Raw genomic sequence first — 24,323 nt, forward strand, 5'->3', positions numbered from 1 at the left:
GCCGGTCGCAGGCTGTCTTGCGCCGCGCCCTGGACAGGGCACGATGGATTGCGCCGACCGACCACAGAACGCAGCAGCAGGGCCTGGAGGTTGCCCTCCGTGTCGCTGAAGACCGCAACCGCGATGCCGGCGGGGCCGGCCGGCCGCGGTCACCGCCAGGTCGATCGACACCGAACGGCCCCACTGCTGTGTACAGAATCCGCCGCACTGACTCACGCGCGGCTGGCTAAACGATCCTCTTGGGCCTTGCCGTGACTCGAGGGGGGTTCTATCCTGTCGCGCGCGCGGCGCGATTTGTTTACACCCGTTCATGTGGATTTTGCGGTTCGCGAGGGACGCTTGTGGTGCCCGACAGACGTGCGTCGCGTCGGAACATGCTTCGGTGACGGGTATGAATGCCGGTCCAAGGCCGGGACCGACCCCTTGTCTGGACGAGGGTCTTCGTCAGGGATGTCAACCAGGATACGTTAACCCATCCCCGGCTCCGCACGCCCGGCCCCGGGCTGCGAACCCTGTCTTTAAACTGCTTTGGACCTTAACGGACACATGCCCATGCTCGCGGCGGAACCCCTTGTCGAGCTGCTCCTGACGCTCGGCCTCGTCCTCTTGGCGATCTCTTCGCTCAATCTTGTCGGGTTGACGCTTGGGCGCATCCTGATGCCGTCCCGGCGCCTGATCACGATGCCACCCGAGGACGCCCCCCTGCCGACCGTGTTGGTTCAGCTTCCGCTGTTCAACGAGGGTGAGCTCGTGGAGCGTGTCCTCGATGCCGTCATGGCGCTGGATTGGCCGAAGGACCGGCTGCAGATCCAGGTGCTCGACGACAGCAACGACGGGTTTTCGCGCAGCCTGAGTCAGCGCGCCGTTGCCGGGCGGCGCCAAGAAGGGGTCCAGATCGAGCTCCTGCATCGCATCAAGCGCACCGCCTTCAAGGCCGGCGCGCTGGCGGCGGGGCTCGAGCGTTCGGATGCCGCCTTCGTGGCCGTCTTCGATGCAGACTTCATGCCCCCGCCCGAGTTCCTGAAGAGGACCGTGGGCGCCTTGATCGTGCAGCCTGAGCTGGCCTATGTCCAGGCGCGCTGGGCGCACATCAATCGCGACGACAGTCTGCTTACACGCGCCCAGGCCCGGTTGCTCGACTCCCACTTCCGCGTCGAGCAGGAGGCGCGCTGGCGCCTGGGTCTGCCGGTTCCGTTCAACGGCACCTGCGGAGTCTGGCGGCGCGCCGCGATCGAGGATGCCGGCGGGTGGCAGGGCGACACGCTCACGGAGGACCTCGACCTGAGCCTGCGTGCCCGGCTGCGCGGTTGGCGCTCGGCCTACCTCAACGACCTCCCGGTCCCCGGCGTGCTGCCCGTCTCCACGCGGGCCTGGCGCACGCAACAGTTCCGTTGGACCAAAGGATTCGTCCAATGCTTCGTCAAGCTGACGCCGGCGATCTGGGCGAGCACCGCACTCCCGCGCTGGCAGAAGGTGATGATCAGCCTCCAGATCGCCCAGCCCCTCGCATTCCTCGTCGGTGCGAGCTGCCTGGTCCTGGGACTGCCATTCATCGCGGGTGCCGCGGTCGCCGGTGAGACGATGGGCCGGGCCGCCATGATGACATCCATGCTCGGTTTCGCCGCACCGATCAGCTTTCTGACCCTGGCGGGCGCCGGTTCCGGGTTCCGGGTGACGGCCAAGGAGGTCCTCGGGGCCCTCTTTCTCACCACTGGGCTCCTGCTCTCCAATGCGCGGGCCGGATTGGAGGCCCTTGTTGGACACCGGAGTGAGTTCGTGCGTACACCGAAGGCCTCGGTGGCCGTCACCCCGCGGGCGTTCCGCTGGCCGAACGGGCTCTTGGAGCTGAGCGCGGGCTCGGGGCTTCTGGGCTTCGCGCTGCTCGAGCAGCCCTTCTCCGTCTTCTACCTGGTCATGGTCATCGGCGGCCTGCTGGGCGTGGGGACCCTGCAGTTCCTGGATGGGCGCGTTCTGTCGAAGCAAACGGGCGCGGGGCCCTAGGAGGCTGGCGTGGACGCGAGCATCGGGTCTCGCGGGAGGCCAGTATCGACCCAAGCTGCAACGGTGAGTCTTGACTGGGATGGGCCGGACCCCTGTCTGGGCCGGCCCATCATCGAAGGAGGGACCGACCGCCGGGCTCCGAGTCGGGAAGCCCCTGGTGAAGCCTCCCGACCCGTGCTCGTCAACCGGCAAGCGCCTGCGGCGGGAGCGACTCCAGGTGCCAGATGTCCCTGTTGTACTCGGTGATGGTGCGGTCCGATGAAAAATGGCCGCTATGAGCGCTGTTGAGGATGCTCATGCGTAACCAGCGGTCGCGGTCCCGATAGGCCGCCGCGGCCCGCTCTTGTGCCTCCATGTAGCTGCGAAAATCTGCTGCGGTCATCCAAGGGTCGTGGGCGTTGCGGATGGAGAGGATGATCTGGTCGAAGATGCCTGGCTCGAACTGATTGAAGTGGCCGGATTCAAGCAAGCTCATCACCTCGAGAAGCGCCGAGTCGCCGGCAATGATGCCGTTGGGGTCATAGTGGGTGCGGCGGGCCTCGACCCCGGCGGCGGTCAAGCCGAAGAGGAAGAAGTTGTCGTCGCCCACCTGCTCGCGGATCTCGATGTTCGCGCCGTCCAGGGTTCCGATGGTGATTGCACCGTTCATCATGAACTTCATGTTGCCGGTGCCCGAGGCCTCCTTGCCGGCGGTTGAGATCTGCTCGGAGAGGTCCGTCCCCGGGGCGATCACCTCCATCAGTGAAACGCGATAGTCAGGTATGAAGGCAACCCGAAGGAGGCCTTCCGTCTCGGGATCGCCGTTGACCACCCGCGCGACGTTGTTGACCAGCTTGACGATCTGCTTGGCCATCAGATATCCGGGGGCGGCCTTGCCGCCGATCAGCACGCAGCGTGGTGTCCACTCCTGAGTGTCGCCCCGTTTGATCCGGTTGTAGAGATGGATGATGTGCAGGACGTTGAGCAGCTGGCGCTTGTATTCGTGGATGCGTTTGACCTGGACGTCGAAGAGCGCATCGATGGGGAAATCGACCCGACAGACCTGCGCGACCGTCTCCGCCAGACACCGTTTGTTCTGCTGTTTGATCTCATGCCAGCGTTCCCGGAAATCGGCATCCTCGGCAAAGGACGCGAGACGCTCGAGCTGGCTGAGCTCACGCACCCATTCCGTGCCGATGGTCTCGTCGAGCAGCTCGCGCAGACCGGGGTTGCACATGGCCAACCACCGACGGGGGGTGACGCCGTTGGTCTTATTGTTGAACTTTTGTGGCCAGAGCTCGTAGAAATCGCGGAACAGGCCCTCGACCAGGAGCTGGGAGTGCAGGCCCGCGACCCCGTTGACCGAAAAGCTGCCGACGATCGCCAGATAGGCCATCCTCACCTGGGGCTCGTGGCCTTCCTCGATCAGCGACATGCGCCGTTGCCGGTCGTTGTCGCCGGGCCAGCGGGTCGCGACCTGAGCGAGAAAACGGGCATTGATCTCGTAGATGACCTGAAGGACCCTGGGCAGCAGCTGCTGGAAAAGCCGCACGGGCCAGCGCTCGAGTGCCTCGGGTAGCAAAGTATGGTTGGTGTAGGCCATGGTCTTGGAGGTGATGGCCCAGGCATCATTCCACTCCAGGTGGTGATCGTCGACCAACTGTCGCATCAACTCGGCGACGGAGACGGCGGGGTGGGTGTCGTTGAGCTGGAAGCAGTTCCGCTCGGCGAAGGTGGTGAAGTCGCGGCCGTGCAGGCGGATCCAATCCCGGAGCACGTCTTTGATGCTGGCGCTGGCGAGAAAGAACTGCTGCCGCAGCCGCAGCTCTTTGCCGTTTTCGCTCGCATCGTTTGGATAGAGCACCATTGTGATGTGCTCTGCCGCGTTTTTCTGCTCGACCGATTCAGGGTAGCTCCCGGCGTTGAACTCGCCGAGGTCGAACTCGTCGGTCGCGGCGGCCTTCCAGAGCCGCAGCGTATTGACGGTATCGTTGCGATAGCCGGGAATGGGGATGTCGTAGGGCACCGCGAGCACGTCATGGGTGTCGACCCAGCGCACGACCTCGCGCCCGTCCTGGCTCTTGTGGGTCTCGGTACGACCGCCGAAGGGGATCCGTTGCGTGAACTCGGGTCGCTCCAGCTCCCACGGGTTGCCGTCGCGCAGCCAGTGGTCCGGCTCCTCGATCTGCTCACCATTCTCGATCACCTGACGGAACATGCCGTACTCGTAGTGCAGTCCGTAACCCCGGACCGGGAGTTGAAGTGTTGCGCAGGAGTCCAGAAAACAGGCCGCCAGTCGGCCCAGGCCGCCATTGCCCAGTCCCGCGTCGGGCTCGTTCCCGGCGATTTCCTCCAGTGCGACGCCCAGATCGTAGAGCCCCTGCGTGGCGGCGTCCCTGACCCCGAGATTGAGCATCGCGTTGGAGAGTGTGCGCCCCATCAGGAACTCCAGTGACAGGTAATAGGTGCGCTTGCAGTGGGCCTCGTCATAGGCGTAGCGGGTGCGTTTCCAGCGCTCCATGAGGCGATCGCGCAGCGCGATCGCGAGGGCCTTGTAGGGATAGTAGGCGGACTTGCAGTCGCGATCCCGGCCCAGCGTAAAGGCGTAATAGTGCTTGAAATCTCGCGCCAGACCCTCCGCGGTCATCGGCAGCGGCGGAAGGTCGAAGCATTGCTCGTTCGGGCGGTTGCGGATGAGGTTGTTGAAGGGTGACATGGCTCCGTTTGGTCCTTGATCGATGGAGGTTGCACGTGGGTGTCGGGCGTGGTCGCGCAATGGGCGACGACCAACGGCAGCTTGGTTGAGAGGAATCGGGTGATCGGGCGAGGCCTCCTCGGGGGCCCTTTGAATATGTTAGCAACTCTTCGGCCAACCGATCGGGACCCCGTCGGCCCGGCCGGGAGGGCGGACTGAGTCAGCTTGAATCAGCCCAGTCGCCAGACCGCGAACGGTGATTGTCAACAGGCTCCTAGGGCGACAGCATGGTCACGCGCCAGCCGAAGCCGACATAGGTGAGTCTGAGCGCGACCGGCTGTGTATCCTCCTCTCCGATCCGCACCCGGAAGTCCCACGGCCCCCTAAAGAACGCGTATGAGACCGCCGGGACGAACCCCTGCCCCGGAACCGCTTGCACCAGCAGTCGTTCCCTGACCCAGTCCAGGGTGACCAGCTCATCCAGCATTGTCGTCCCGTGGCGCCGCAGACCACGTTCCAACCATGTAATGAAGGGGTCGGAGAGATCGTCGATTGCGCTGGATTGCTCTTTGTTCAATGCGCGCGCGATCTCGGTGCGAATGGCATCGACATCGACCAGCGCCACGATCGCCGCTTGGTCATTCTCGATGACCGCTTGGTTGAGGCACCAGAGCGTGACATAAGGCCACAGACCATAGACCACCGTCACGATGAGCAGCACCACTAGCGACCTGCCGGGTAGCCGCCGCGGCCAGCGGCCTGCGAGCAGTTGGCCCGGGCCGGGCGGAAGCGGGAGTCGCGAGGCCAAGCTCATCCGGCCGGTGTACTCATGATGTGCCCGATTGTGCCTGCTCGATGGCCTCGTTGACCTGCAGCCAGGTGCCCTCGGTCGCTTCCAGCTCGGCGCTGACCTCCCGTTGCTCCTCGAGGAGCGCGAACAGCCGGGCCTTCGCATCGGTCCCGTAGAGACCCGGGTCGTTGAGCGCCTGCTCGATGGCGGCGCGCCGGGCAGCCAGCGCCTCGAGTCGCCGCTCAAGCGCCTTCTCCTGCTGGCGCAACGGCTGCAGCATTTGGCGTGCCTGCGCTGCCTGACGGCGCAGTTGCCGGCGGTCGTTGGATCCGGGCTCGCAGGACGTCGGACGCTGCATGTTGCGCGTGGTTTCTGGGTCGCGACTCGCCTGCCTCCCGGCGAGCCAGGCGGGGTAGTCGTCCAGGTCACCGTCGAACGGGCTGACCGCGCCTCGGTCGACCAGCAACAGTGTATCGCTGGTCAGCCGGAGAAGGTGGCGGTCATGCGAAACCAGGACCAGTGCCCCGTCGAAATCCTGGAGCGCCTCGCTCAAGGCGAGGCGCATCTCAAGATCCAGATGGTTTGTGGGCTCGTCGAGCAACAGTAGGTTGGGACGCTGCCGGATGAGCAGAGCGAGGACCAGCCGCGCCTTCTCCCCGCCCGAGAGTGCTGCCACCGCGCCCAGTGCGCGATCGCCGTCGAAGCCGAAACCCCCGAGATAATCACGCAGGGTCTGCTCCGTCGCCGCGGGATCCTGGCGGCGCAGGTGGCCAAGCGGGCTGTCGGTCGGGTGCAACTGGTCGATCTGGTGCTGAGCGAAATAGCCGACTCTCAGGGTCTGCGCAGGCTCCAGATCGCCGGACAGCGGCGCCAGCTCGCCCGCCAGGATCTTGATAAAGGTCGATTTCCCCGCGCCGTTGCGTCCGAGCAGCCCGATGCGATCCCCCGGGCTGAGACTGATGGTGACCCCTTCAATGACCGGCCGTTCGTCGTAGCCGGCGGCGACACCATGCAACCTGAGCAGCGGCCGGGGCAGGCTTTCCGCCGCCCCGAGCTCGAACTGAAACGGCGAATCCACGTGAGCCGGTGCGATCAGCTCCATCCGTTCGAGCGCCTTGAGCCGGCTCTGTGCTTGGCGGGCCTTGGTGGCCTTTGCCCGAAACCGCTCGACAAAGCTGCGGACATGGGCGATCTCGCGCTGCTGGCGCTCATGGGCGGCCTGCTGCTGTGCGAGCCGTTCGGCGCGTTGGCGCTCGAAGGCCGAGTAGTTCCCCGGATAGAGGTTCAGGCGCCGACCCTCGACGTGTAGGACCTGGCCGGTCACGGCGTCCAGGAAGTCGCGATCGTGAGAGATCAGCAGCAGGGTTCCCCTGTAGGCCTTCAGCCAGCCCTCGAGCCAGATCACCGCATCCAGGTCCAGGTGGTTGGTCGGCTCGTCGAGCAACAGCAGGTCCGAGCGGCCCATCAAGGTGCGCGCCAGGGCCAGACGCATGCGCCAGCCGCCGGAATAGCTGTTGACCGGCCGCTGCTCATCGCGCGGCGCGAAGCCCAGACCATGCAGCAGGCGGCTGGCCCGACTCTGGGCCTCGTAGCCCCCGATCGCCTCGAGCCGGCCCAGGAGCTCGCCCTGATGGACACCGTCACCCCTGGCCTCTGCCCGCGCGAGAGCAAGCTGGATGCGGCGCAGCTCGACGTCACCGTCCAGCACAAACTCGATCGCGGGGCGGTCGGTCCGCGGCGTGTGCTGAGCGACATGGGCGATCTCCCACGCCGGCGGGATGATGACTTCACCGGCGTCGGCGTGGAGCTCCCCCAGCAGCAGGGCGAACAGGCTCGACTTGCCACAGCCGTTGGGGCCGACCAGACCCACCTTCTGCCCCGGGTAGACGGTGAGATTGGCCCCCTCCAACAAGAGGTGCGGACCACGGCGCAGGCTGAGGGCTTGGAGTTGCAACATGGTCGGACTCTGGATCCGCTGCTGGGTCTGCGGCCGTCTCGAGGATCAGGGTGCCGGCGTGCCGCGATCCAGCCGACGGTAACCGATCGCCTCGCCCAGGTGCGCCTGCTCGATCTGCCTGTCGCCGTCCAGATCCGCAATGGTTCGGGCCACCTTGAGGATCCGGTGATAGGCTCGCGCGGACAAGCCGAGCCGATCGATTGCCCGCTCGATCATCCGCTGGCCAAGGGGGCTGAGCGCGCAGTGGCGGTCGATCTCGGCAGGCGTGAGGGCGTGGTTCGGCTTGCCGCGGCGCGCTTCCTGACGGGCGCGCGCCGCGTCGACCCGGCGGCGAACCACCGACGTGGTCTCCCGGTCAGGGCGCACTGAGGCCGCGAGCCGCGCCAGGTCGACCCGTGGGACCTCAACATGCATGTCGACGCGGTCGAGCAGGGGACCAGAGATGCGCCCGCGATAGCGGGCGACCTGATCCGCGGTGCAGCGGCAGCGTCCGCTCCGATCGCCAAGATAGCCGCACGGACAGGGGTTCATTGCCGCGACCAGCTGGAAGCGTGCCGGAAAGCGCGCCTGACGTGCCGCGCGAGAGATATGGATGAAGCCGGATTCCAGGGGCTCGCGAAGGACCTCGAGCACCTTGCGATCGAATTCGGGCAGCTCGTCGAGAAACAACACCCCTTGGTGTGCGAGCGAGATCTCGCCGGGCCGGGGGTTGCTACCGCCGCCGACCAACGCGACCGCGGAGGCCGTATGATGCGGGGCGCGGAACGGACGCTCCCGCCAGCGCGCTGGGTCGAACAGGTTGCGATCGCTGACCGAGCGGATCGCCGCAGCCTCGAGCGCCTCGGCCTCGCTCAGCGGCGGTAACAGGCCGGGCAGCCGGTTTGCCAACATGGATTTTCCCGTCCCGGGCGGGCCGATGAGCAGGAGGCTGTGTCCGCCCGCAGCCGCGATCTCCAACGCCCGTTTGGCATGCTCCTGTCCCTTGACCTCCGCCAGATCCGGGTAGTCGGGCGCGCTGGCCGGTAGCGCGCCCGACGCAACGGTTGGCAACGGACGGATCCCGTTGAGATGCTCGCAGACCTCCATCAGGTGGCGGGCCGGCCGGACCTCGAGTCCACTGACGAGCGATGCCTCCGCGGCGTTCTCCATGGGCAAGATCAACTCACGTCCTGCCTTCCGGGCCGCCACTGCGACCGGCAGGACGCCGTTAACGGGCCGCAGCCCGCCCGACAGCGCCAGCTCGCCGATCCACTCGTAGCTGTCCAGCCGGTCGGTGGCGACCTGCCCGGAGGCGCCAAGGATACCCAGTGCGATGGGCAGGTCGAAGCGTCCCCCCTCTTTGGGGAGATCAGCCGGGGCGAGGTTGATGGTCACCCGGCCGAGCGGAAACTGAAATCGACCGTTCAGGAGTGCCCCGCGGACCCGATCCTTGCTCTCTTTGACCGCCATCTCCGGCAGCCCGACCATCGAGAGGGAGGGAAGCCCCCCGGAGAGATGGACCTCGACCGTGACCGCCGGGGCATGCATGCCGACCCGCGCACGGCTGTGCAGGATACAGAGCGCCACGCCCTCTCTCGCGCTCGCGACTTCAGTCCGTGTGCGCTCGTTGCCCTGCAAGCCCCCGTTCCATCTCAGCAACCCGGGTCTCCAGGACAGCCAGTTTCGCCCTGGTCCGCGCCAAGACGGCAGACTGGACGTCGAACTCCTCGCGGGTCACCAGATCGAGCCTCGCCAGGGCCGACTCGAGCGACGCGCGAAGGCTGCGATTGATGTCTTCCTGCAACACCTGGATGCCCTTGGGCATGGCCGATGCGAGGCGTTGCACGAGATCGTCGAGCTGTTTGGGATCCAACATGAGGGCTCCTCTGCGATGGGGTCGGTGCTGAACCGTCGCTCTGATGTCGGCGCCGCCACCCAGGGGTCCGCGCCCGCGCGTCCTCGAGCCGGGGCTCTGCCGCGAGCGGCCCTGGATATCCGGCCCCGACAATGACCCAAGATGGTGCGCTTGTCCCTTGATGCCGGGGCTCGCGCGCCGCGCTGGTGCGCTTCCTTGTTGTGCCTTTCGCACATGATGCCGAAATGTCTCCAGATGGCCGTGTCGCCAGGTTCTGGCACATGAAATGCATTCGCTATTCCACACAACACGGCAGCCATTCCGGCGCTTCAGTCGCGAGCCGGATTTTTCGAAGACGCGCTAGACAAGCATGGACTATTGAGAGGTACACAGCAATGACGACAACACGCATTGGGACAGCACTGACGCTTGGGGCTTTGAGCATTGGAGTGGGGGCGTCTCAACCTGCCTCTGCCGACGACGTTCACTCGTTCAGCGCCAATATCGGCGCCGTCAGCAACTACATCTTCCGTGGCGTGACGCAGACCGACGACAAGGCGGCGATCCAGGGCGGGGTGGATTACGCGCACATCAGCGGCTTCTACGCCGGGACCTGGGTCTCGAACGTCGACTTCGGTGACGTTGACGTGGAGGACGAGTCCGGAAATGTCATCGATGTGATCAAGTCGCCGGGATATGAAGCTGACGTCTATCTCGGATTCAGTCAGTCCATCAACGACGATCTCAGCTTCGACCTGAATGCCATCTATTACGCCTATCCGGATGGGGATGACCTGGACTTCGCGGAGATCGGCGGCAGCGCAACCTGGAAATGGGTCACGCTTGGTCTTGCCTACACCGCGTGGGGCCAGGCCGAGGATGCCCCCGGCGTAGAAAACGGCGAGGCGCTTTTCAAAGAAGGCGACTGGTACTACTACGGCAGCTTCGCCATCGACCTGCCGATGGACTTCGGTCTGGACGTCCACGGCGGCTACTACGATTTCGATTATAACGACGGCGGAAACGACTATGGCCACTGGGGCCTGTCGATCAGTCGCGAGGCCGGCGATTTCGGCACCTTTAGTCTCAACTACGATCAGGTCGGGCGCGACACCTACGACGACGACCCCAAGATCTGGGTCGGCTGGCTGAAGGAATTCTAGAGCCGCACCATCCCGCTCGCGCGGATTCCAAACATCCGGCCCAGGCTCAAGCCTTGGCCTTCACAGGAGCTCATTCGCAATGAAATTGGTTGCAGCCATCATCAAGCCCTTCAAGCTGGACGACGTGCGTGAGGCGCTGGGCGACATCGGCGTGTCCGGCATCACCGTGATCGAGGTGAAAGGGTTCGGTCGTCAGAAAGGTCACACCGAGCTCTATCGCGGCGCGGAGTATGTCGTGGATTTCCTCCCGAAGATCAAGGTCGAGATCGCCGTCGACGATGCCATGGTCGATAAGGTGATCGAGGCGATCAGCGGTGCGGCCCGCACGGGCAAAATCGGCGACGGCAAGATTTTCGTCTTCGACCTGAACCAAGTGATCCGCATTCGAACCGGCGAGACCGGCTCGGACGCACTCTAACCGGCGTGGAGGTGATGTCAACGATGTACAGTCTGCAACCGCGACGATTAGCGACCCATGCTCTGGCCGTGCTCTCGCTGCTCTTACCGGCGCTGGCGCTTGCCGACGAGCCCCCCACCCTGAGCAGCGGCGACACGGCTTGGATGCTGACGGCGACCGCACTGGTGCTGTTCATGACGATCCCCGGGCTGGCGCTGTTCTACGCCGGACTGGTTCGCTCCAAGAACGTGCTTTCGGTGTTGATGCAGTGCTTTGCGATCACCGGACTGATCACCCTGATCTGGGCCGTCTACGGCTACAGCCTGGCCTTTACCGATGGCGGCGCCATGAATGACTACATCGGCAGCCTGGACAAGGCCTTCCTATCCGGCGTCACCGTTGATGCCCTGTCCGGAACCATCCCCGACAGCCTGTTCATGACCTTCCAGATGACCTTCGCGATCATCACCCCGGCCCTCATCGTCGGTGCCTTCGCCGAGCGCATGAAGTTCTCGGCCATGCTGATCTTCATGGCCCTGTGGGTCACGTTGGTCTACATCCCGATTGCCCACTGGGTCTGGGGTGGTGGCTGGGTCGGGGCCATGGGCGCCTTGGATTTCGCCGGGGGGACGGTCGTGCACATCAATGCCGGTGTCGCGGCGCTGATGGCGGCCCTGATGCTCGGCCGGCGCAAGGGCTACCCGACCACGGCCATGCCGCCCCACAACCTGAGTTTCACCGTCATCGGCGCCTCCATGCTGTGGGTCGGGTGGTTCGGCTTCAACGCCGGCTCCGAGCTGGCCGCGGACGGTACCGCCGCGATGGCCATGACGGTGACCCAGCTCTCGACTGCCGCCGCGGCCCTGACCTGGATGTTCGCGGAGTGGATCGAGCACGGCAAGCCGTCGGTGCTCGGCATCGCCACCGGCGCGGTGGCGGGGCTGGTGGCGATCACGCCGGCCTCCGGCACGGCCGGGCCCATGGGCGCCATCGCCATCGGCTTCGCCGGATCACTGCTCGCCTACTTTGCCTCCACCAAGGTCAAGAAGTGGCTCGGCTATGACGATTCGCTGGATGTCTGGGGCGTGCACGGCGTGGCCGGGATCGTCGGTGCCATCCTGACCGGCGTCTTCGCCGCCCCGGTGCTTGGCGGGGCCGGCCTGGCCGATGGCGTGGACGGGATCGGCGGCCAGGTCTGGATCCAGCTTGTCTCGGTGGCTGCCACGCTGGTGTATGGAGGCCTGGTCAGCCTGGCGCTGCTGTTCCTGATCAAGGTCACCATTGGGCTGCGGGTCACCGAGGAGCAGGAGACGGAGGGTCTGGATCTCGCGCTGCATGACGAGCGCGGCTACATCATCTGACCTCGCACCGCATCGATCCGACCGGATGCACCCCGGTCGGATCGCCCCTCGGCCCATCCGGCGCCGGTCTCGCGCCTGCCTTTTCGTGCCATTGGCGTTATTCCGGCGCGCACCGCCATCACCCGACACAACTGCAATCGAACGGCCGCCGGCTGCCCGGGCAGCGGGACGCGGGCGCTCACCCGATTCGGAGGTAACGAACCCGTGGAACAATCGATCACCCAGCTCAGCTACGCGCTGGACACCTTTTACTTCCTGGTCTCCGGCGCCTTGGTCATGTGGATGGCCGCCGGTTTCGCGATGCTCGAGGCCGGGCTGGTGCGCGCCAAGAACACCGCCGAGATCCTCACCAAGAACATCGCCCTCTTTGCCATCGCCTCAATCATGTACATGCTCGTTGGTTACGGCATCATGTATCCGTCCGGTGGAAACGGCTTCATACCCACCATCGACTGGGGCTTCATGTTCGGGGGGGATCACAGCCTCGACGAGGTGCTGGCCAGCAACGGCGAGACCTACTACTCGGGCATGGCGGATTTCTTCTTCCAGGTGGTCTTCGTTGCAACGGCGATGTCGATCGTCTCCGGCGCCGTGGCCGAGCGGATGAAGCTGTGGGCCTTCCTGCTGTTCGCCGTCGTCATGACCGGCTTCATCTATCCGATTCAGGGATACTGGAAGTGGGGCGGCGGTTTCCTCGACGAGCTCGGTTTTCTCGACTTCGCCGGGTCGGGGATCGTTCATCTGGCTGGCGCGTCCGCGGCCCTCGCCGGCGTGCTGCTGCTGGGTGCGCGCAAGGGCAAGTACGGTCGGGACGGCTCCATCAACGCCATCCCCGGCGCAAACATGCCGATCGCGACACTCGGCACCTTCATCCTGTGGCTCGGCTGGTTCGGGTTCAACGGCGGCTCTCAGCTGGTGGTCTCGACTGTCGAGAATGCGAATGCGGTGGCGGCGGTTTTCGTGAACACCAATATGGCGGCTGCAGCCGGCACGACCTTCGGGCTCATCACGGCGCGGCTGCTGTTCGGGAAGGCCGATCTTACCATGGCCCTCAATGGCGCACTCGCGGGTCTGGTCGCGATCACGGCCGAGCCGCTTACGCCGTCGCCCTTGCTGGCCGCAATGATCGGTGCGATCGGCGGGGTGATCGTCGTCTTCGCGATCGTCACCATGGACAAGCTCCGGATCGATGACCCGGTCGGTGCGATCTCGGTGCACGGCGTCGTTGGGATGTGGGGCCTCATGGCCGTTCCCATCACGAACGACGATGCGACCTTCGCGGCTCAGGCGATCGGGCTCGGGACCATCCTTGGCTGGGTCTTCGTGACCTCCTTCGTCGTTTGGCTGATCATCAGGCTGATCATCGGCATTCGGGTCAGCGAGGAAGAGGAGTACGAGGGAGTCGATATCGGGGAGTGCGGGCTGGAGGCCTATCCCGAGTTCGTGGGCGCCCGGGGCGGAGCCTGATTGCCGCCTGTCGCTGTGGTGAATTGAACCGGGGCCCCTTGGGCCCCCATTACCCCGCGCGTTTTTCGTTGAGGCGTGAGCCCGGGAAACCGGCCTTCCCGTCCGCCTGTGAGCCGCAGCAGCGGTTCCCGCCGACTGCTCCGAAGGTGTCTTGGCCAGACCCCGATGACGGTCTGTGCGCCTTGATTCCGGGCAGCCCGACTGACCTCGGACGGTCGCAAGGGGCTCCGCGAGCCACTGCCCTCTATCGCTTGAATCCAGCCAATGCGTGTCGGAAGAACTCCGGCTCGGCCAAGGCAGCGCTGTGGACCTCGGCGTTGTAATAACGGGTATCGAAGCCTTTTCGGCGCGCATCCTCGATACGGAAATGCGCGAGCGGTCCGTCGCTGCCCGCCAGGGTCGCACTCCACCAGCCCGATGGATAGATCGGCTGGGGGAAGAACAGCGTGCGGGTCTCGGTGAAGCCCGCCGAGTGCATCGCTGCGTGCATGTCTTGCAGGACCCGGATGTGGTAGAGGGGGGATTCGCTCTGTTGGACCAGGATGCCCGTTGGCCCCAGCGCACGGCGGCACGCGGCGTAGAAATCGCTGGTGAAGAGGCCGACCGCTGGTCCGATGGGGTCAGTGCTGTCGACGATGATGAGGTCGAGGCTGTCGGTTGCGGCTTGCTGAATCCAGCGGACCCCGTCCTGGAACAGCAAGTGCGCGCGGGGGTCACCGTTGGACGCCGTCAGCTCAGGGAAGTAGACCTCGGCCAGGCGGGTCACCCGTTCGTCGATGTCGATCTGGACGGCCCGCTCCACGCCAGGGTGCTTCAAGACCTCGCGCAGGGTACCGCAGTCCCCTCCGCCGATGATGCAGACCCGTTTGGGATCGGGATGGGTGAAGAGCGCCGGATGCGCCATCATTTCGTGATAGAGAAAATTGTCCCGACTGGAGAGCATGGTGCAGCCATCGATGACCATGAGGTTGCCGAACCCCTTCGTCGCATAGATCTCGATCAGCTGATAAGGGGTCTGCTCCTGGTGGAGCCGTTCCCTGATCTTTAGAGAGAAGGCGGCGCCGTCCTGATCGGCGATCTCCGAGAACCAGGCATCGGGATCCAGCATGGGCGCTCCTGATGTAAGCAACGGGTTGCGGGGCTGGACAGTCGCCACCGGTGTTCCCGAGCCTTAGGCTACTTGGGGAAACGGTCGTCGAGATTCGCAGGGCAGAGGACGTCGCGCATGATGCCGATCAGCTCCAGCAGCTGGTCATTGCGGATCCGGTAATAGATCCGGTTGGCCTCCTTTCGCGCGACGACGATGTTCTTGTTGCGCAATTGCTCGAGGTGCTGGGAGATGTTGCTCTGCGAAGTCCCGGTTCGATCGACGATCTCGCCGACGGAGAGCTCCTTGTCCCCGAGCGAGCACAGGATCTTCCAACGTAACGGGTGCGCCATTGCCTTCAATGCGTTAGCGGTCAGGGTCGTATTCTCATCCTCGGGTTCCCCCGAGAGAATCGGCTCGCTCATCATCGATCCTCCATCGGACTCCCATCGCATGGACGTCATCCGGACCGGAGCTGCTTTGCCCGGCCAAACCCAGCCGCCGAGCCCGCGTCCCGGTCAACCCGCACATAGCCGGTCATGTCCTTGGCGATGCAGATGATATCGCTGATGTCTCCGTCGGTATCCTTGACCGCGGTCCGTGCAAACAAGATCGGGACGCGTCGCCCGTCACGCGCGATAAAACGGGCCTCGATCCGACTCAAAGCACCGGTTCGGATCAGCGCCTCCAGCCAGGTTCCCATGAAGGCACCGGCTTCGGCGTCGCCTTCTTCTTCGAACACGTCACCGATGGACATGCCCAGCAGGTCGTCGTTTCCGTAGCCGAGCATGCGCCGCGCTGCCGGGTTAGCCAGCTGAATGGTGCCGCGCGGATCAAGCACCAAGAGGGCCTCGCCCATATTGTTGATGATATTTTCCAAGTACTGCCGTGCTTCCGCGAGCTCCGCCGTGCGCGCCGCCACAATCTGCTCCAAGTTGCGATTGAGCTCGCGTTCCTTTTCAATCAATCGAAAGTAGGTGCTGATCTTGTTGATCAGGAGGTTGTCGTCGATCGGCTTGAGAAGATAATCCACGGCGCCGACTGCGAATCCGCGCTGCTGGAATTCCTCCGACTTGAATGCCGCGGTTAGGAAGATGATGGGGATGTCGCGTGTGCGCTTGCGCAGTTTCAGCATTGAGGCCGTCTCGAAGCCGTCCATCTCTGGCATCTGCACATCCAGGATGATCAGGTCGATGTCGGGATGCTGGTGTGTCAGATCGATGGCGTCCTGACCGGAGGTCGCCTCGAGGACCGTGGCGTCCATCTGACTTTCAATCAGTGTGCGAAGCGTGAACAGATTATGCGCGTGGTCGTCCACGATCAGCAGCTTGAATCCGGCGTAGCGGGTCATGTCATCTGCCCTGTTGCGCCCTCAACGGCCTCGGGCTGCTTACGGAGAGGCCGACCCATTGCCGGCCCTGGCAATTCATCATCATGCAAGTGAAGACGGGGTCTCCGCCTCGCTTCCTGTTCAGGCGCTGATGGCGTCTGGGCATGGCTCAGCCTTCGGGAGATGCTGATCAAATGCCATCCTGGTCATCATCAGCTCGCCTCCCGAGAGGCGCGACTCTCGAAAGGCTCCATCTTCAGGCGCTGGGGGGCCTGAAGATGCCGGGGCCTCCTGCCCCGAACCGGGCACGCTGAATACGTCAGCGTGTCCTGAGGAGGCCCACGAAGGTCCCGCGCCGATGCCTTGGCCAGGGGACGGGGGGGCAACCCGGCGTCTGCTTAAGCGACCGGCTCGTCGATCGGCTTGGGCGCCTGTGCGACCGGCCTGCCTGGCAGGACCTGTGCGAGCAGCGCTTCCAGCTGTTCGTCAGCGATGGGTTTCGACAAAAACCCGATGGCCCCAGCACCCAGACAACCACTGACCTGGGCCTCGGCCGAGCGATCGCCGAGCACGGCCACGGCAGGGTGTGGCCCCATGTTCTGGCTCAGTATCCGCTGAATCGTAGCACAGGTCGTTGAGGCGGACATCCCGGCCGCGAGCAGGACCAGCTCGCAGCCTTCGCCCTCCTCCTGCAGGGTCTCGAGCGCCTCTTCGAGATCGGCGGCGGTCTGTATCCGCAGGCCTCGCCGCGATAGCTCAGACGCGAGTTGGACCAGGGTCTTGACATCGCGCTCCACGATCAGGACCCAGCCCTCGGAGCGCGCGACCGTTGTCTCAGCGAGCCTGCTCGGAGCTGCCTCCAGCGCTGGTTGTATCGACTCGGTGGCGGCAGCGGGTGGCGCGACTGGTGCCTCCTCTTGCTGGCCCGACTCGGCCGACAACGGCAGAAGGAGGGTGAAGCGGGCGCCAGCCCCCGGGGCGCTCTCGACCAGGATACGTCCCCCCAGGAGGTGCGCCAGCTCGCGGCTGATCGAGAGTCCCAGGCCGGTGCCCCCGTAGCGGCGTCGCGTTGAGCCGTCCGCCTGCTGGAATGCCTCGAAGATGATCTCCTGCTTGTCTTGTGGGATGCCGATCCCGGTATCGGCGACGCTGAGCGCGATCTGATGCGGCCGGGCTTCCGTGGATTCGACGGCGAGTGTGATCCGACCCTCGTCGGTGAACTTCACCGCATTCGACAGGAAATTCTTCAAAATCTGTCTGAGCTTGTCGCGATCCGTGTAGATCCTAGGGGCGGCGCGGGGGTCGATCGTCAAATCGAGCACAACCGGTTTGTCTGCCACCAGAGGCGAGATTAGCTCGAGCAGCTCTTCGAGCATCGGTCGTAGCTCCACCCAGGCGGGCGCCATGGTGACATGCCCGGCCTCGATCCGAGAGATGTCGAGGATATTGTCGATCATGGCCCGCAGGTCGCGCCCTGCCTCATGGATCACCTGTGCCTGACGCCGCTGGCCCGGATTGAGGCCACTGGTCTCGCCGGCGAGCATCTTCGATAAGAGGAGGATCGAGTTGAGCGGCGTGCGCAGCTCGTGGCTCACATTGGCGAGGAACTCCGATTTGTAATGGTTGGACTTTTCCAACTCCCGGGTGTGCGCCCGGGCCGCCTGGAGGTGCTCGGAATGGGTCTGCGCCAGCGCGCTCAGCTGCTCGCCGAGCTCGCGTACCTCCCTCGGCCCCCGCCAACTGAAGCGCAACGGCCGACCGTCGCGCAGAACCTGCCCGATACCGCCTCTGAGCTCTTGGCCGAAACGCTCGGCCCGCGCCGCGATCGACCGTGCCAGGACCATCACCACCACCACCAGCACGAAGATGATCGAGAGCACCCGCAACATCAGGGCGTCGCGGAACTCGTCGATCGGGGATGAGTCGACCGGCCTACCCACCCAGAGCGGGACGCCGTCCTCGGTCAGGAACATGGGCACCCAGAGCAGCTGACGCCCCTGACGCCCCTTCCAGACGGCAAGGCTGCCGGCGGCAAAGAGCTCCGCCAGTCCGGGAAAATCCTCGAATGCCTCGGGTTGGCCGCTCGCCGGTTGACCAGGCCGCAGGTAGCTCCCGTCATGATTGACCCAGAGGGTATCCCGGTAAAACTGGGCCAGGCCGCCGACATCGATGGTCATGACCACCACACCCCGGGGGGCCTCAGGCTTCTCGCCGCCAATCCGGCTGGTCAAGCTCAGTGTCATGAGCTGGCGCGGGTCCTCGGCGCCCGCTGCCGGGTCGATGCGAATGCGGCTGACCATCACCGCACCCGGCTGCAGCTCGAGTGCGGCCGACAGGAATTCCCGGTTCGGCAATTGGGGCGGCGAAGCAGTGGGCCGCCATTCCTGGGTCCGGGGGTCGCGAGCCAGCCAGAACCGCTCCAGACCGTCGTCACCCACGAACAGGATCTGGATGATGTCGCGCTGATCGGCCAGGATCTGGTTGATCCAGGACGTGTAGCGCGCACGTGAAACGTCGATCTCCCCGGCATCTCCCTGCTCTCCCAGGATCAGCCCCGGCTCGGGCAGCTTCGAGAGCAGCCGGATCATCTCGTGCCGGCTCGCCAGGTGCTGGTCCAGGTCGCGGAAGTCGGCGCGTAAGTTCTGCAGGTAGGCGCGCTGGTAGAACATCGCGGTGCGATCCAGCACCAGGGGGAGGTTGATCAGGACGGCCAGCACCAAGGGGGTCAGCCCGAAGATCAGCAGAAAGATCAGGATATAGGCACGCAGCTTGACGCCGCGCGGCGGTGGGGCGCTGTGGTTGTTCACGGTCGGGACCGAGCCGCTTTCAGAGCGATCTGCGGCCGGCGCGCCTCGCGTCACGTTGGCTGGTGTTGGGAGCACTGAATCTGCCGCTCCCTGCAGGGGTCAGAGCAACCTGACCAGCTCCAGGACCTGCGAGGCGTGGCCCTTGGGCTTGACGTCATAGATCGCGTGTCGAATCAGACCCAGCTTGTCGACGATAAAGGTCGAGCGCACGATCCCCATGCGCTTTTCGCCATGGGCTTCCTTCTCACGCCATACACCATAGGCCTCGCACGCTTCCCCGTCGGTATCCGCGAGCAGTTGTACGCTCAACCCGTATTTGTCCCGAAAGGCGCCGTGACTGGTGCAGGTATCGCGACTGATGCCGAAGATATCGGCATCGGCCGCCTCGAACTCCTGTTGAAGGTCGGTGAAATCGAGTGCCTCCATGGTGCAGCCGGGGGTGTCGTCCTTCGGATAAAAATAGATCACGAGGTTTCGTTGTCCGACGAGCTGTTCGAGACTGACCCGCTCCATGTCCGCGTTGGGAAGCGAGAACAAGGGCGCTTGATCGCCTGGTTGCAGCATTGCCGAAGCTCCGGGTGATGGGGACGACAGGGGCGAATTTAGGCACCCCCAGGTGGATCGTCAACTATTGCGGCTGTCCTCAGCGGCGCGAGCTCGGCCGCCCTCGGAGGAAGGCGCACGCTGGCCGCCGTTCCGCCGCCGCGACGCGCGTCGAGTCGGAGCTCCATCTGGTTGGCAAGCGCGAGCTGGCGGGCCACTGCCAGACCCAGGCCGGTGCCACCGGTCATTCGGTTTCGCGACCCCTCCAAGCGGTAGTAGGGGCGAAATACCGCCTCGCGCTCCGGTCCCGGGATCCCCGGACCACGGTCGAGTACGAAGATCACCGGTGTGGGTGCCTGGCAGTCGAGATGGATCTCGACCAGGTCCTCGCTGTAGCGCAGCGCGTTCTCGAGGAGATTACCGACGATCCGGCGCAAGGCCAGCGCATCGACCCGATAAGGGCAGGGGCGTCCCCGCTGCCAGATGATATCGGGCCGGCCGCCGACCAGATCTGTGATCAGCGCGGTGAGGTCAACATCCTCGGGGTTCCCTGCCCCTAGGGTCTTGCCGAACTCGACGGCCTGGGTGATGAGCGCGTTCATCTCGTCGATGTCGCGCTCCATTCGCGCCGCGAGGGTGGGCGTCACCGTGCGCGGCAGCATCTCGACCGCCAAGCGCAGCCGGGTGAGCGGTGTTCGGAGATCGTGGGAGATGCCGGCCAACAGCATGGTGCGGTTGGCGATGAGCTCGCGAATCTGGCGGCTGGTCGCATTGAACTGACGGGCCAGCTGGGCAAGCTCCTTGGGGCCATTCTCCGACAGCGTGCTGGGCGAGTGGCCAAGTGCGACCTGCTCGGCGGCGGCGGAGAGGCGGTTAAGCGGCTCGGTGATGCGTCCGGCCAGGATCGCGGCCGTGCCGAAGATCAGGGCGACCGCGACCCCGATGATGACGGACAGTCCTTCGATCGGTCTGGTCTCCACGCGGCTGCGAGGAAAACCGGTCCAGATCGTCTCGCCTCCGGTATCCAGGGCAACCCAGAACCAGCGGTCGCTGTTGGCGACGCTGGTGACGACCTCAATCGGATGTCCGAGGCGCTCCTCGAGCGCCAGGGTGACCTGGCGCAGATAGGGGAAAAAGAAGTGATTCGGATCGACGAGTGGGCGTTCGTCGGTGAGCCGGATCTGGTACTCCCGACCCAGCCTTGCCCGGTAGTCCTCGCGCAGCGCCGGCGGAAGCTGGCTCAGCGTGCGTGCCGACAGCACCATGATGCTTGCCAGATCCGAGGCGGAGCGCTGCGCCACCGGCGCGAGGGCGTAGGAGACGATGACCCAGAAGGTGATGACGCTGAACAGGCCGAAGGTGAAGATCAAGGTCAAGAGCGCGCGCCCGAACAAGGTCGCCGGGATCAGACGCTTCACGATTCTCATGAGTCGCCGGCCGGCGTAAACATGTAACCCTTGCCCCAGATGGTGCGAATGTAGCGCGGCTGTTTGGTATCCGGCTCGACCTTCGCGCGCAGACGCGCGATCTGGACGTCGATACTGCGATCGAAGGGCGACCGTTCATACCCCTTCAGGAGGTCGAGCAGCCGGTCCCGATCCAAGACGCGATCGGGATGCTCGGCGAGTATCCGCAACAGCTCGTACTCCCCGGAGGTGAGCACCACGGGTTCATCGCCGCGTCTCAGCTCGCGTCGGTTCAGGTCCAGCCGGTAGGGTCCGAACCGAATGCCTCCGTCGGCGTCAACCGGCTCACCCGGCCGATGGTCTGGCGACCGGCGGCGCAGCACCGCTCGGATGCGTGCCAACAGCTCGCGCGGATTGAACGGCTTGGGCATGTAGTCGTCGGCACCGACCTCGAGACCAACGATCCGATCCACGTCGTCTCCGCGCGCCGACAGCATGATGATGGGCACATTGGTCCGCGCGCGCAGCCGCCGGGCAAGGGTGAGGCCATCCTCGCCCGGAAGCATGAGGTCGAGGATGATTAGATCCGTTTCATTCTGCGCCAACCAGGCATCCATCGCGACGCCGTCCGCAGCGCTCGCCACGCTGAAGCCTTCGCTCGCGAGATAGTCTCCGAGAAGGGCGCGTAAGGCCCCGTCATCGTCGACGACCAAAATTCGGACCGGCTTCTCAGTCATATCGGGGGCAGGCTATCCGGGAGAAGGTGAATAGACTGTAACAACTTGTTACAACATTAGGAATAACTGAAATACTCTATTCGTGAACTGCGTGCAAGATAGGCGACAGCCGAAAGTCAGGCATCCTGCGAGGGCGGATGCCCGGCCTCATGAACGCTCTGTATGAGCAGATTTGCACCATGCGATAGCGGAGGCGATGGAATGAGCTTCGACGCACTCACGATCACTGGTTTCATCGCCGCCACGCTCTGCGGCGGATTTCTGATCGCTCTGACAAAGCGCGACGACGGCGTTTGGCGTCGGCCCCGGCGCACAGACGGCTCCGATCAGACTCTTGGCAACGCGCCTTGGCGCTGATTCGGGGCGGGTAAAGAGCAGCAAGCCAGTTGGGCCGCAACCGCAGCGCTTCCCGCTGCCGTCGCGGCCGTTTTTTTGGCGCGCGCACGCGGCGAGGCGCTCCGGGCTCGGGCTGGCCATGGACAGGCCGAGACCGGGTCGGTCGTTGCTCATCCTGCGCTGGCGTTGGCTGGATTCCAATGCATGCCGCCGCAGACCTTGCCGGCGCCGGCTTCAGGCCGGCCGCTCGGCCATGGCCACCGTATAATGCGCCCCCTGTTTGAGCTTGTCATAGTTGCCGAAGACCTCGGTCAGGTTCCGCTTCATATAGAGACGTAACCCATTGACCGTGACTACGTAGAGGCGACCGCCTCGACGCAAGCGGGCATGGGCGTCGTGCAGCAGGAGGGCCAGGAGCTCCTTGCCGACCTTCGCCGGGATATTGCTCGCGATCACATCGAAATGCAGCCCAGGGTCGATTTGGTCGAACCCGTTGCTGAGCTGCGCACTCGCATTGTCCAGACCATTTTCCGTGATGTTGCGATCGGCGTATTCCACCGCGACGAAATCCTTGTCGACCATCAGGGTCCGCCCTTGTGGTGCCAAGGTTGCGAGGGCCAGGCCGATGGCGCCGTAGCCGCATCCCAGGTCGAGGCAGTCATCGCTGGGTTGGATTCGCATCTGCGCGAGCAGGAGCCGGGTGCCCTCGTCGATCTCGCGCGGCGAGAAGAGTCCCCACGTGCTATGCAAGGTTCGGGTTTGCCCGCCGAGCTCGGCAGTGAAGACGATGTCGCAGCGCAATGCTGCGAGCTGTTGCGGTGTCAGCACGTTAGGAGAATCTGATCAGGTCGGTGGTGTCGGCGCCATCCCTTGTACCCTCTCGCGCGCCGGCGCGCAAAGGGCTTGTCCTGGGGGGCTCGCCGTCCTCGCGGGCGGGCCCCAATCCGGCCGGCCTGCCTTCGCGCGGCCGTTGGCGCCAACCTTGCTCTGTACCGGCCATTCAGGCACCCGGATCGGCTAGACTTGAGCTGGGATTCGGTCATGGGAGATCGCGACGGTGGCAAGGATGCAATCGGAGACGAGGCTCAGTCGTGTCGAAGCGCGCCGAGCCCGTCCGCGACGGCAGAGGCCGGGGCCGCGGTCCCGGAGCCGATGTGCCTCGGCGCTGCGAGCGCCAATGCCGGGCCGAATGCGCTTGATGCCCCTTCGGAGAACATCAGTCGTATGTCCGATCCGGCCGGAAGTCTCGACATTCACCTGCGGCGAAGCGCCAGTGGGCTCGTCTGCGCCATCGGCTCGACACGCCCGATCGGCGCCGCATCCGCTTTCATCGGCCTCTCTCCCGCTGAGGCGGCTGAACGCCTGCCGCTGTTGTACGCGATCTGCGCGCGCGCGCAGGCCGGGGCGTGCGCGTGCGCCTTGGAGCAGGCACAGGGCGTTGTCCCCAGCGCCACCACCAGGATTCGCCGTCAGGCCGCGATTGCCGCCGAGACGATCCGTGAACATCTCTGGCGCATTCTACTCGACTGGCCCGCGCTGCTCGGCGAGACGCCGGACCGCTCGGGTATGGCCGCCGTCCTGGGCCTTTCGAACCGCGTGCTCGGCCTTTTGGATCCCGCGGGCGACCTCTTCGAGCCGGGTGCGGAATCGGCCGCCGCCTCTCCGCAGCTCGGCGCGCTTGTCGCCGATCTCACGGAGCTGCTCACTCGGCGAATCTATGGCGCGTCCCCCGAGTCCTGGTTAAGCGAGGTCGCGGAGGCCTCGGCCTTCGAGCGCTGGTGCCGTGTCAGCGACACCCGAGCCGCGCGACTCCTGCGATCCCTGCTTGATTCAGGCGAGGCATCACTCGGTCAAACCCCGGTCGCCCCTCTGCCGGGCATGCCCGACGAGGAGCTGATCTCATGTCTCAGCGGCAGCGCGGCGGCTGATTTCATTGCCCGGCCGACTTGGCGCGGTCATCCCTGCGAGACCAGCCCTTTCACCCGCCGGCTCGCCATGCCGTTGATCGCGTCGCTGGTCGAGCGACATGGACCTGGCCTGCTCCCGCGTCTGGCTGCCCAGCTGGTCGAGGTGGCGGTCCGCCTGCGACGTCTCACCCCGGACCCCGCTGGTCCCGACCCCGATCCGCCCGCGCGACCCGCGGGTGCCGCCGGCCTTGGTCTGGGCCGTGCGCCCGCTGCGCGCGGGCAGCTGGTCCACCTGGTCAGGGTCGATGGCGGGCGGGTCCGGGACTACCGGATCCTGGCGCCGACCGAGTGGAATTTTCACCCCCGAGGCCTGGTCGCGCAGGGCCTGGTGGCCTTGTCGGGCAGTTCGGATACGGCGCTGCGACGCCAGGCCGAGCTTTTGATCACCGCCATCGATCCCTGCGTTGCGTTCGCGCTGACGCTGTCCTAGTCTCCGCCGATGGACGCGCCATCTCTACGAGGTCCC

At 65.1% G+C, this 24,323-nt stretch carries 19 protein-coding genes; 6 read left to right on the plus strand and 13 right to left on the minus strand.

Annotation, left to right across the window (positions count from 1 at the left end; all coding sequences use genetic code 11):
• Positions 1–546 precede the first annotated feature (546 nt).
• Positions 547–2,001: a glycosyltransferase gene (locus LJE61_RS05955; RefSeq protein WP_367114910.1), complete on the plus strand. Its 1,455-nt coding sequence runs from the start codon at positions 547–549 to the stop codon at positions 1,999–2,001.
• A gap of 181 nt (positions 2,002–2,182) precedes the next feature.
• On the opposite strand, the gene LJE61_RS05960 is transcribed toward LJE61_RS05955, so the two are convergent.
• The 5 genes from LJE61_RS05960 to ubiK form a co-directional block, all read right to left on the minus strand.
• Positions 2,183–4,696: a glycogen/starch/alpha-glucan phosphorylase gene (locus tag LJE61_RS05960; RefSeq protein ID WP_296912413.1), complete on the minus strand. Its 2,514-nt coding sequence runs from the start codon at positions 4,694–4,696 to the stop codon at positions 2,183–2,185.
• 253 nt (positions 4,697–4,949) lie between these two features.
• Positions 4,950–5,399, minus strand: coding sequence for a DUF2939 domain-containing protein (locus LJE61_RS05965; protein WP_296917747.1), 450 nt, complete (start codon positions 5,397–5,399; stop codon positions 4,950–4,952).
• 103 nt (positions 5,400–5,502) lie between these two features.
• Positions 5,503–7,422: an ATP-binding cassette domain-containing protein gene (locus tag LJE61_RS05970; protein WP_296917748.1), complete on the minus strand. Its 1,920-nt coding sequence runs from the start codon at positions 7,420–7,422 to the stop codon at positions 5,503–5,505.
• 45 nt (positions 7,423–7,467) lie between these two features.
• Positions 7,468–8,988 carry a YifB family Mg chelatase-like AAA ATPase gene (locus LJE61_RS05975; protein ID WP_296915241.1) on the minus strand — a complete coding sequence of 507 codons (1,521 nt, stop codon included), beginning with the start codon at positions 8,986–8,988 and terminating at the stop codon, positions 7,468–7,470.
• A gap of 22 nt (positions 8,989–9,010) precedes the next feature.
• Positions 9,011–9,277 carry a ubiquinone biosynthesis accessory factor UbiK gene (ubiK, locus tag LJE61_RS05980; protein ID WP_296915238.1) on the minus strand — a complete coding sequence of 89 codons (267 nt, stop codon included), beginning with the start codon at positions 9,275–9,277 and terminating at the stop codon, positions 9,011–9,013.
• 374 nt (positions 9,278–9,651) lie between these two features.
• Here ubiK and LJE61_RS05985 point away from each other — a divergent pair, with 374 nt between their 5' ends.
• The 4 genes from LJE61_RS05985 to amtB all read left to right on the plus strand — a co-directional run bounded on the left by LJE61_RS05985 (position 9,652) and on the right by amtB (position 13,644).
• Positions 9,652–10,419: a TorF family putative porin gene (locus LJE61_RS05985; RefSeq protein ID WP_296915236.1), complete on the plus strand. Its 768-nt coding sequence runs from the start codon at positions 9,652–9,654 to the stop codon at positions 10,417–10,419.
• Between the two features lie 79 nt (positions 10,420–10,498).
• Positions 10,499–10,837, plus strand: coding sequence for a P-II family nitrogen regulator (locus tag LJE61_RS05990; protein ID WP_296915234.1), 339 nt, complete (start codon positions 10,499–10,501; stop codon positions 10,835–10,837).
• Between the two features lie 23 nt (positions 10,838–10,860).
• Positions 10,861–12,177 (plus strand): ammonium transporter, encoded by a 1,317-nt coding sequence (locus LJE61_RS05995; RefSeq protein ID WP_296915252.1) that lies wholly within the window; start codon positions 10,861–10,863, stop codon positions 12,175–12,177.
• A 204-nt stretch (positions 12,178–12,381) separates the two neighbouring features.
• Positions 12,382–13,644, plus strand: a complete 1,263-nt coding sequence (gene amtB / locus LJE61_RS06000; protein ID WP_296915233.1) for an ammonium transporter AmtB — start codon at positions 12,382–12,384, stop codon at positions 13,642–13,644.
• Positions 13,645–13,888: 244 nt separating this feature from the next.
• Here amtB and speE read toward each other — a convergent pair whose 3' ends face one another.
• From speE to LJE61_RS06040, 8 genes are all read right to left on the minus strand, one after another.
• Positions 13,889–14,752, minus strand: a complete 864-nt coding sequence (speE, locus tag LJE61_RS06005) for a polyamine aminopropyltransferase (RefSeq protein WP_296915232.1) — start codon at positions 14,750–14,752, stop codon at positions 13,889–13,891.
• Between the two features lie 68 nt (positions 14,753–14,820).
• Complete coding sequence (locus LJE61_RS06010) at positions 14,821–15,159, minus strand: ArsR/SmtB family transcription factor (protein ID WP_519972676.1); 339 nt, start codon at positions 15,157–15,159, stop codon at positions 14,821–14,823.
• A 32-nt stretch (positions 15,160–15,191) separates the two neighbouring features.
• Positions 15,192–16,082: a response regulator gene (locus tag LJE61_RS06015; protein ID WP_296915230.1), complete on the minus strand. Its 891-nt coding sequence runs from the start codon at positions 16,080–16,082 to the stop codon at positions 15,192–15,194.
• A 377-nt stretch (positions 16,083–16,459) separates the two neighbouring features.
• The gene (locus LJE61_RS06020) at positions 16,460–18,868 is read right to left on the minus strand and encodes an ATP-binding protein (protein WP_296917750.1); all 2,409 of its coding nucleotides are present in this window, start codon (positions 18,866–18,868) and stop codon (positions 16,460–16,462) included.
• A gap of 99 nt (positions 18,869–18,967) precedes the next feature.
• A complete protein-coding gene (locus tag LJE61_RS06025; RefSeq protein WP_296915226.1) occupies positions 18,968–19,432 on the minus strand; it encodes a peroxiredoxin in 465 nt (154 codons plus the stop codon).
• Positions 19,433–19,470: 38 nt separating this feature from the next.
• Positions 19,471–20,838, minus strand: coding sequence for an ATP-binding protein (locus LJE61_RS06030; protein ID WP_296915224.1), 1,368 nt, complete (start codon positions 20,836–20,838; stop codon positions 19,471–19,473).
• Positions 20,835–21,554, minus strand: coding sequence for a response regulator (locus tag LJE61_RS06035; RefSeq protein ID WP_296915222.1), 720 nt, complete (start codon positions 21,552–21,554; stop codon positions 20,835–20,837). Before LJE61_RS06035 ends, LJE61_RS06030 begins: the two co-directional genes overlap by 4 nt.
• A 570-nt stretch (positions 21,555–22,124) precedes the next feature.
• A complete protein-coding gene (locus tag LJE61_RS06040) occupies positions 22,125–22,718 on the minus strand; it encodes a class I SAM-dependent methyltransferase (RefSeq protein ID WP_296915218.1) in 594 nt (197 codons plus the stop codon).
• Between the two features lie 396 nt (positions 22,719–23,114).
• On the opposite strand from LJE61_RS06040, the gene LJE61_RS06045 reads away from it, so the two are divergent.
• A complete protein-coding gene (locus LJE61_RS06045; protein WP_296915215.1) occupies positions 23,115–24,287 on the plus strand; it encodes a nickel-dependent hydrogenase large subunit in 1,173 nt (390 codons plus the stop codon).
• Positions 24,288–24,323 lie beyond the last annotated feature (36 nt).

The organism is Thiocapsa sp. (genome assembly GCF_022340925.1).
Classification (GTDB): Bacteria; Pseudomonadota; Gammaproteobacteria; order Chromatiales; family Chromatiaceae; genus Thiocapsa.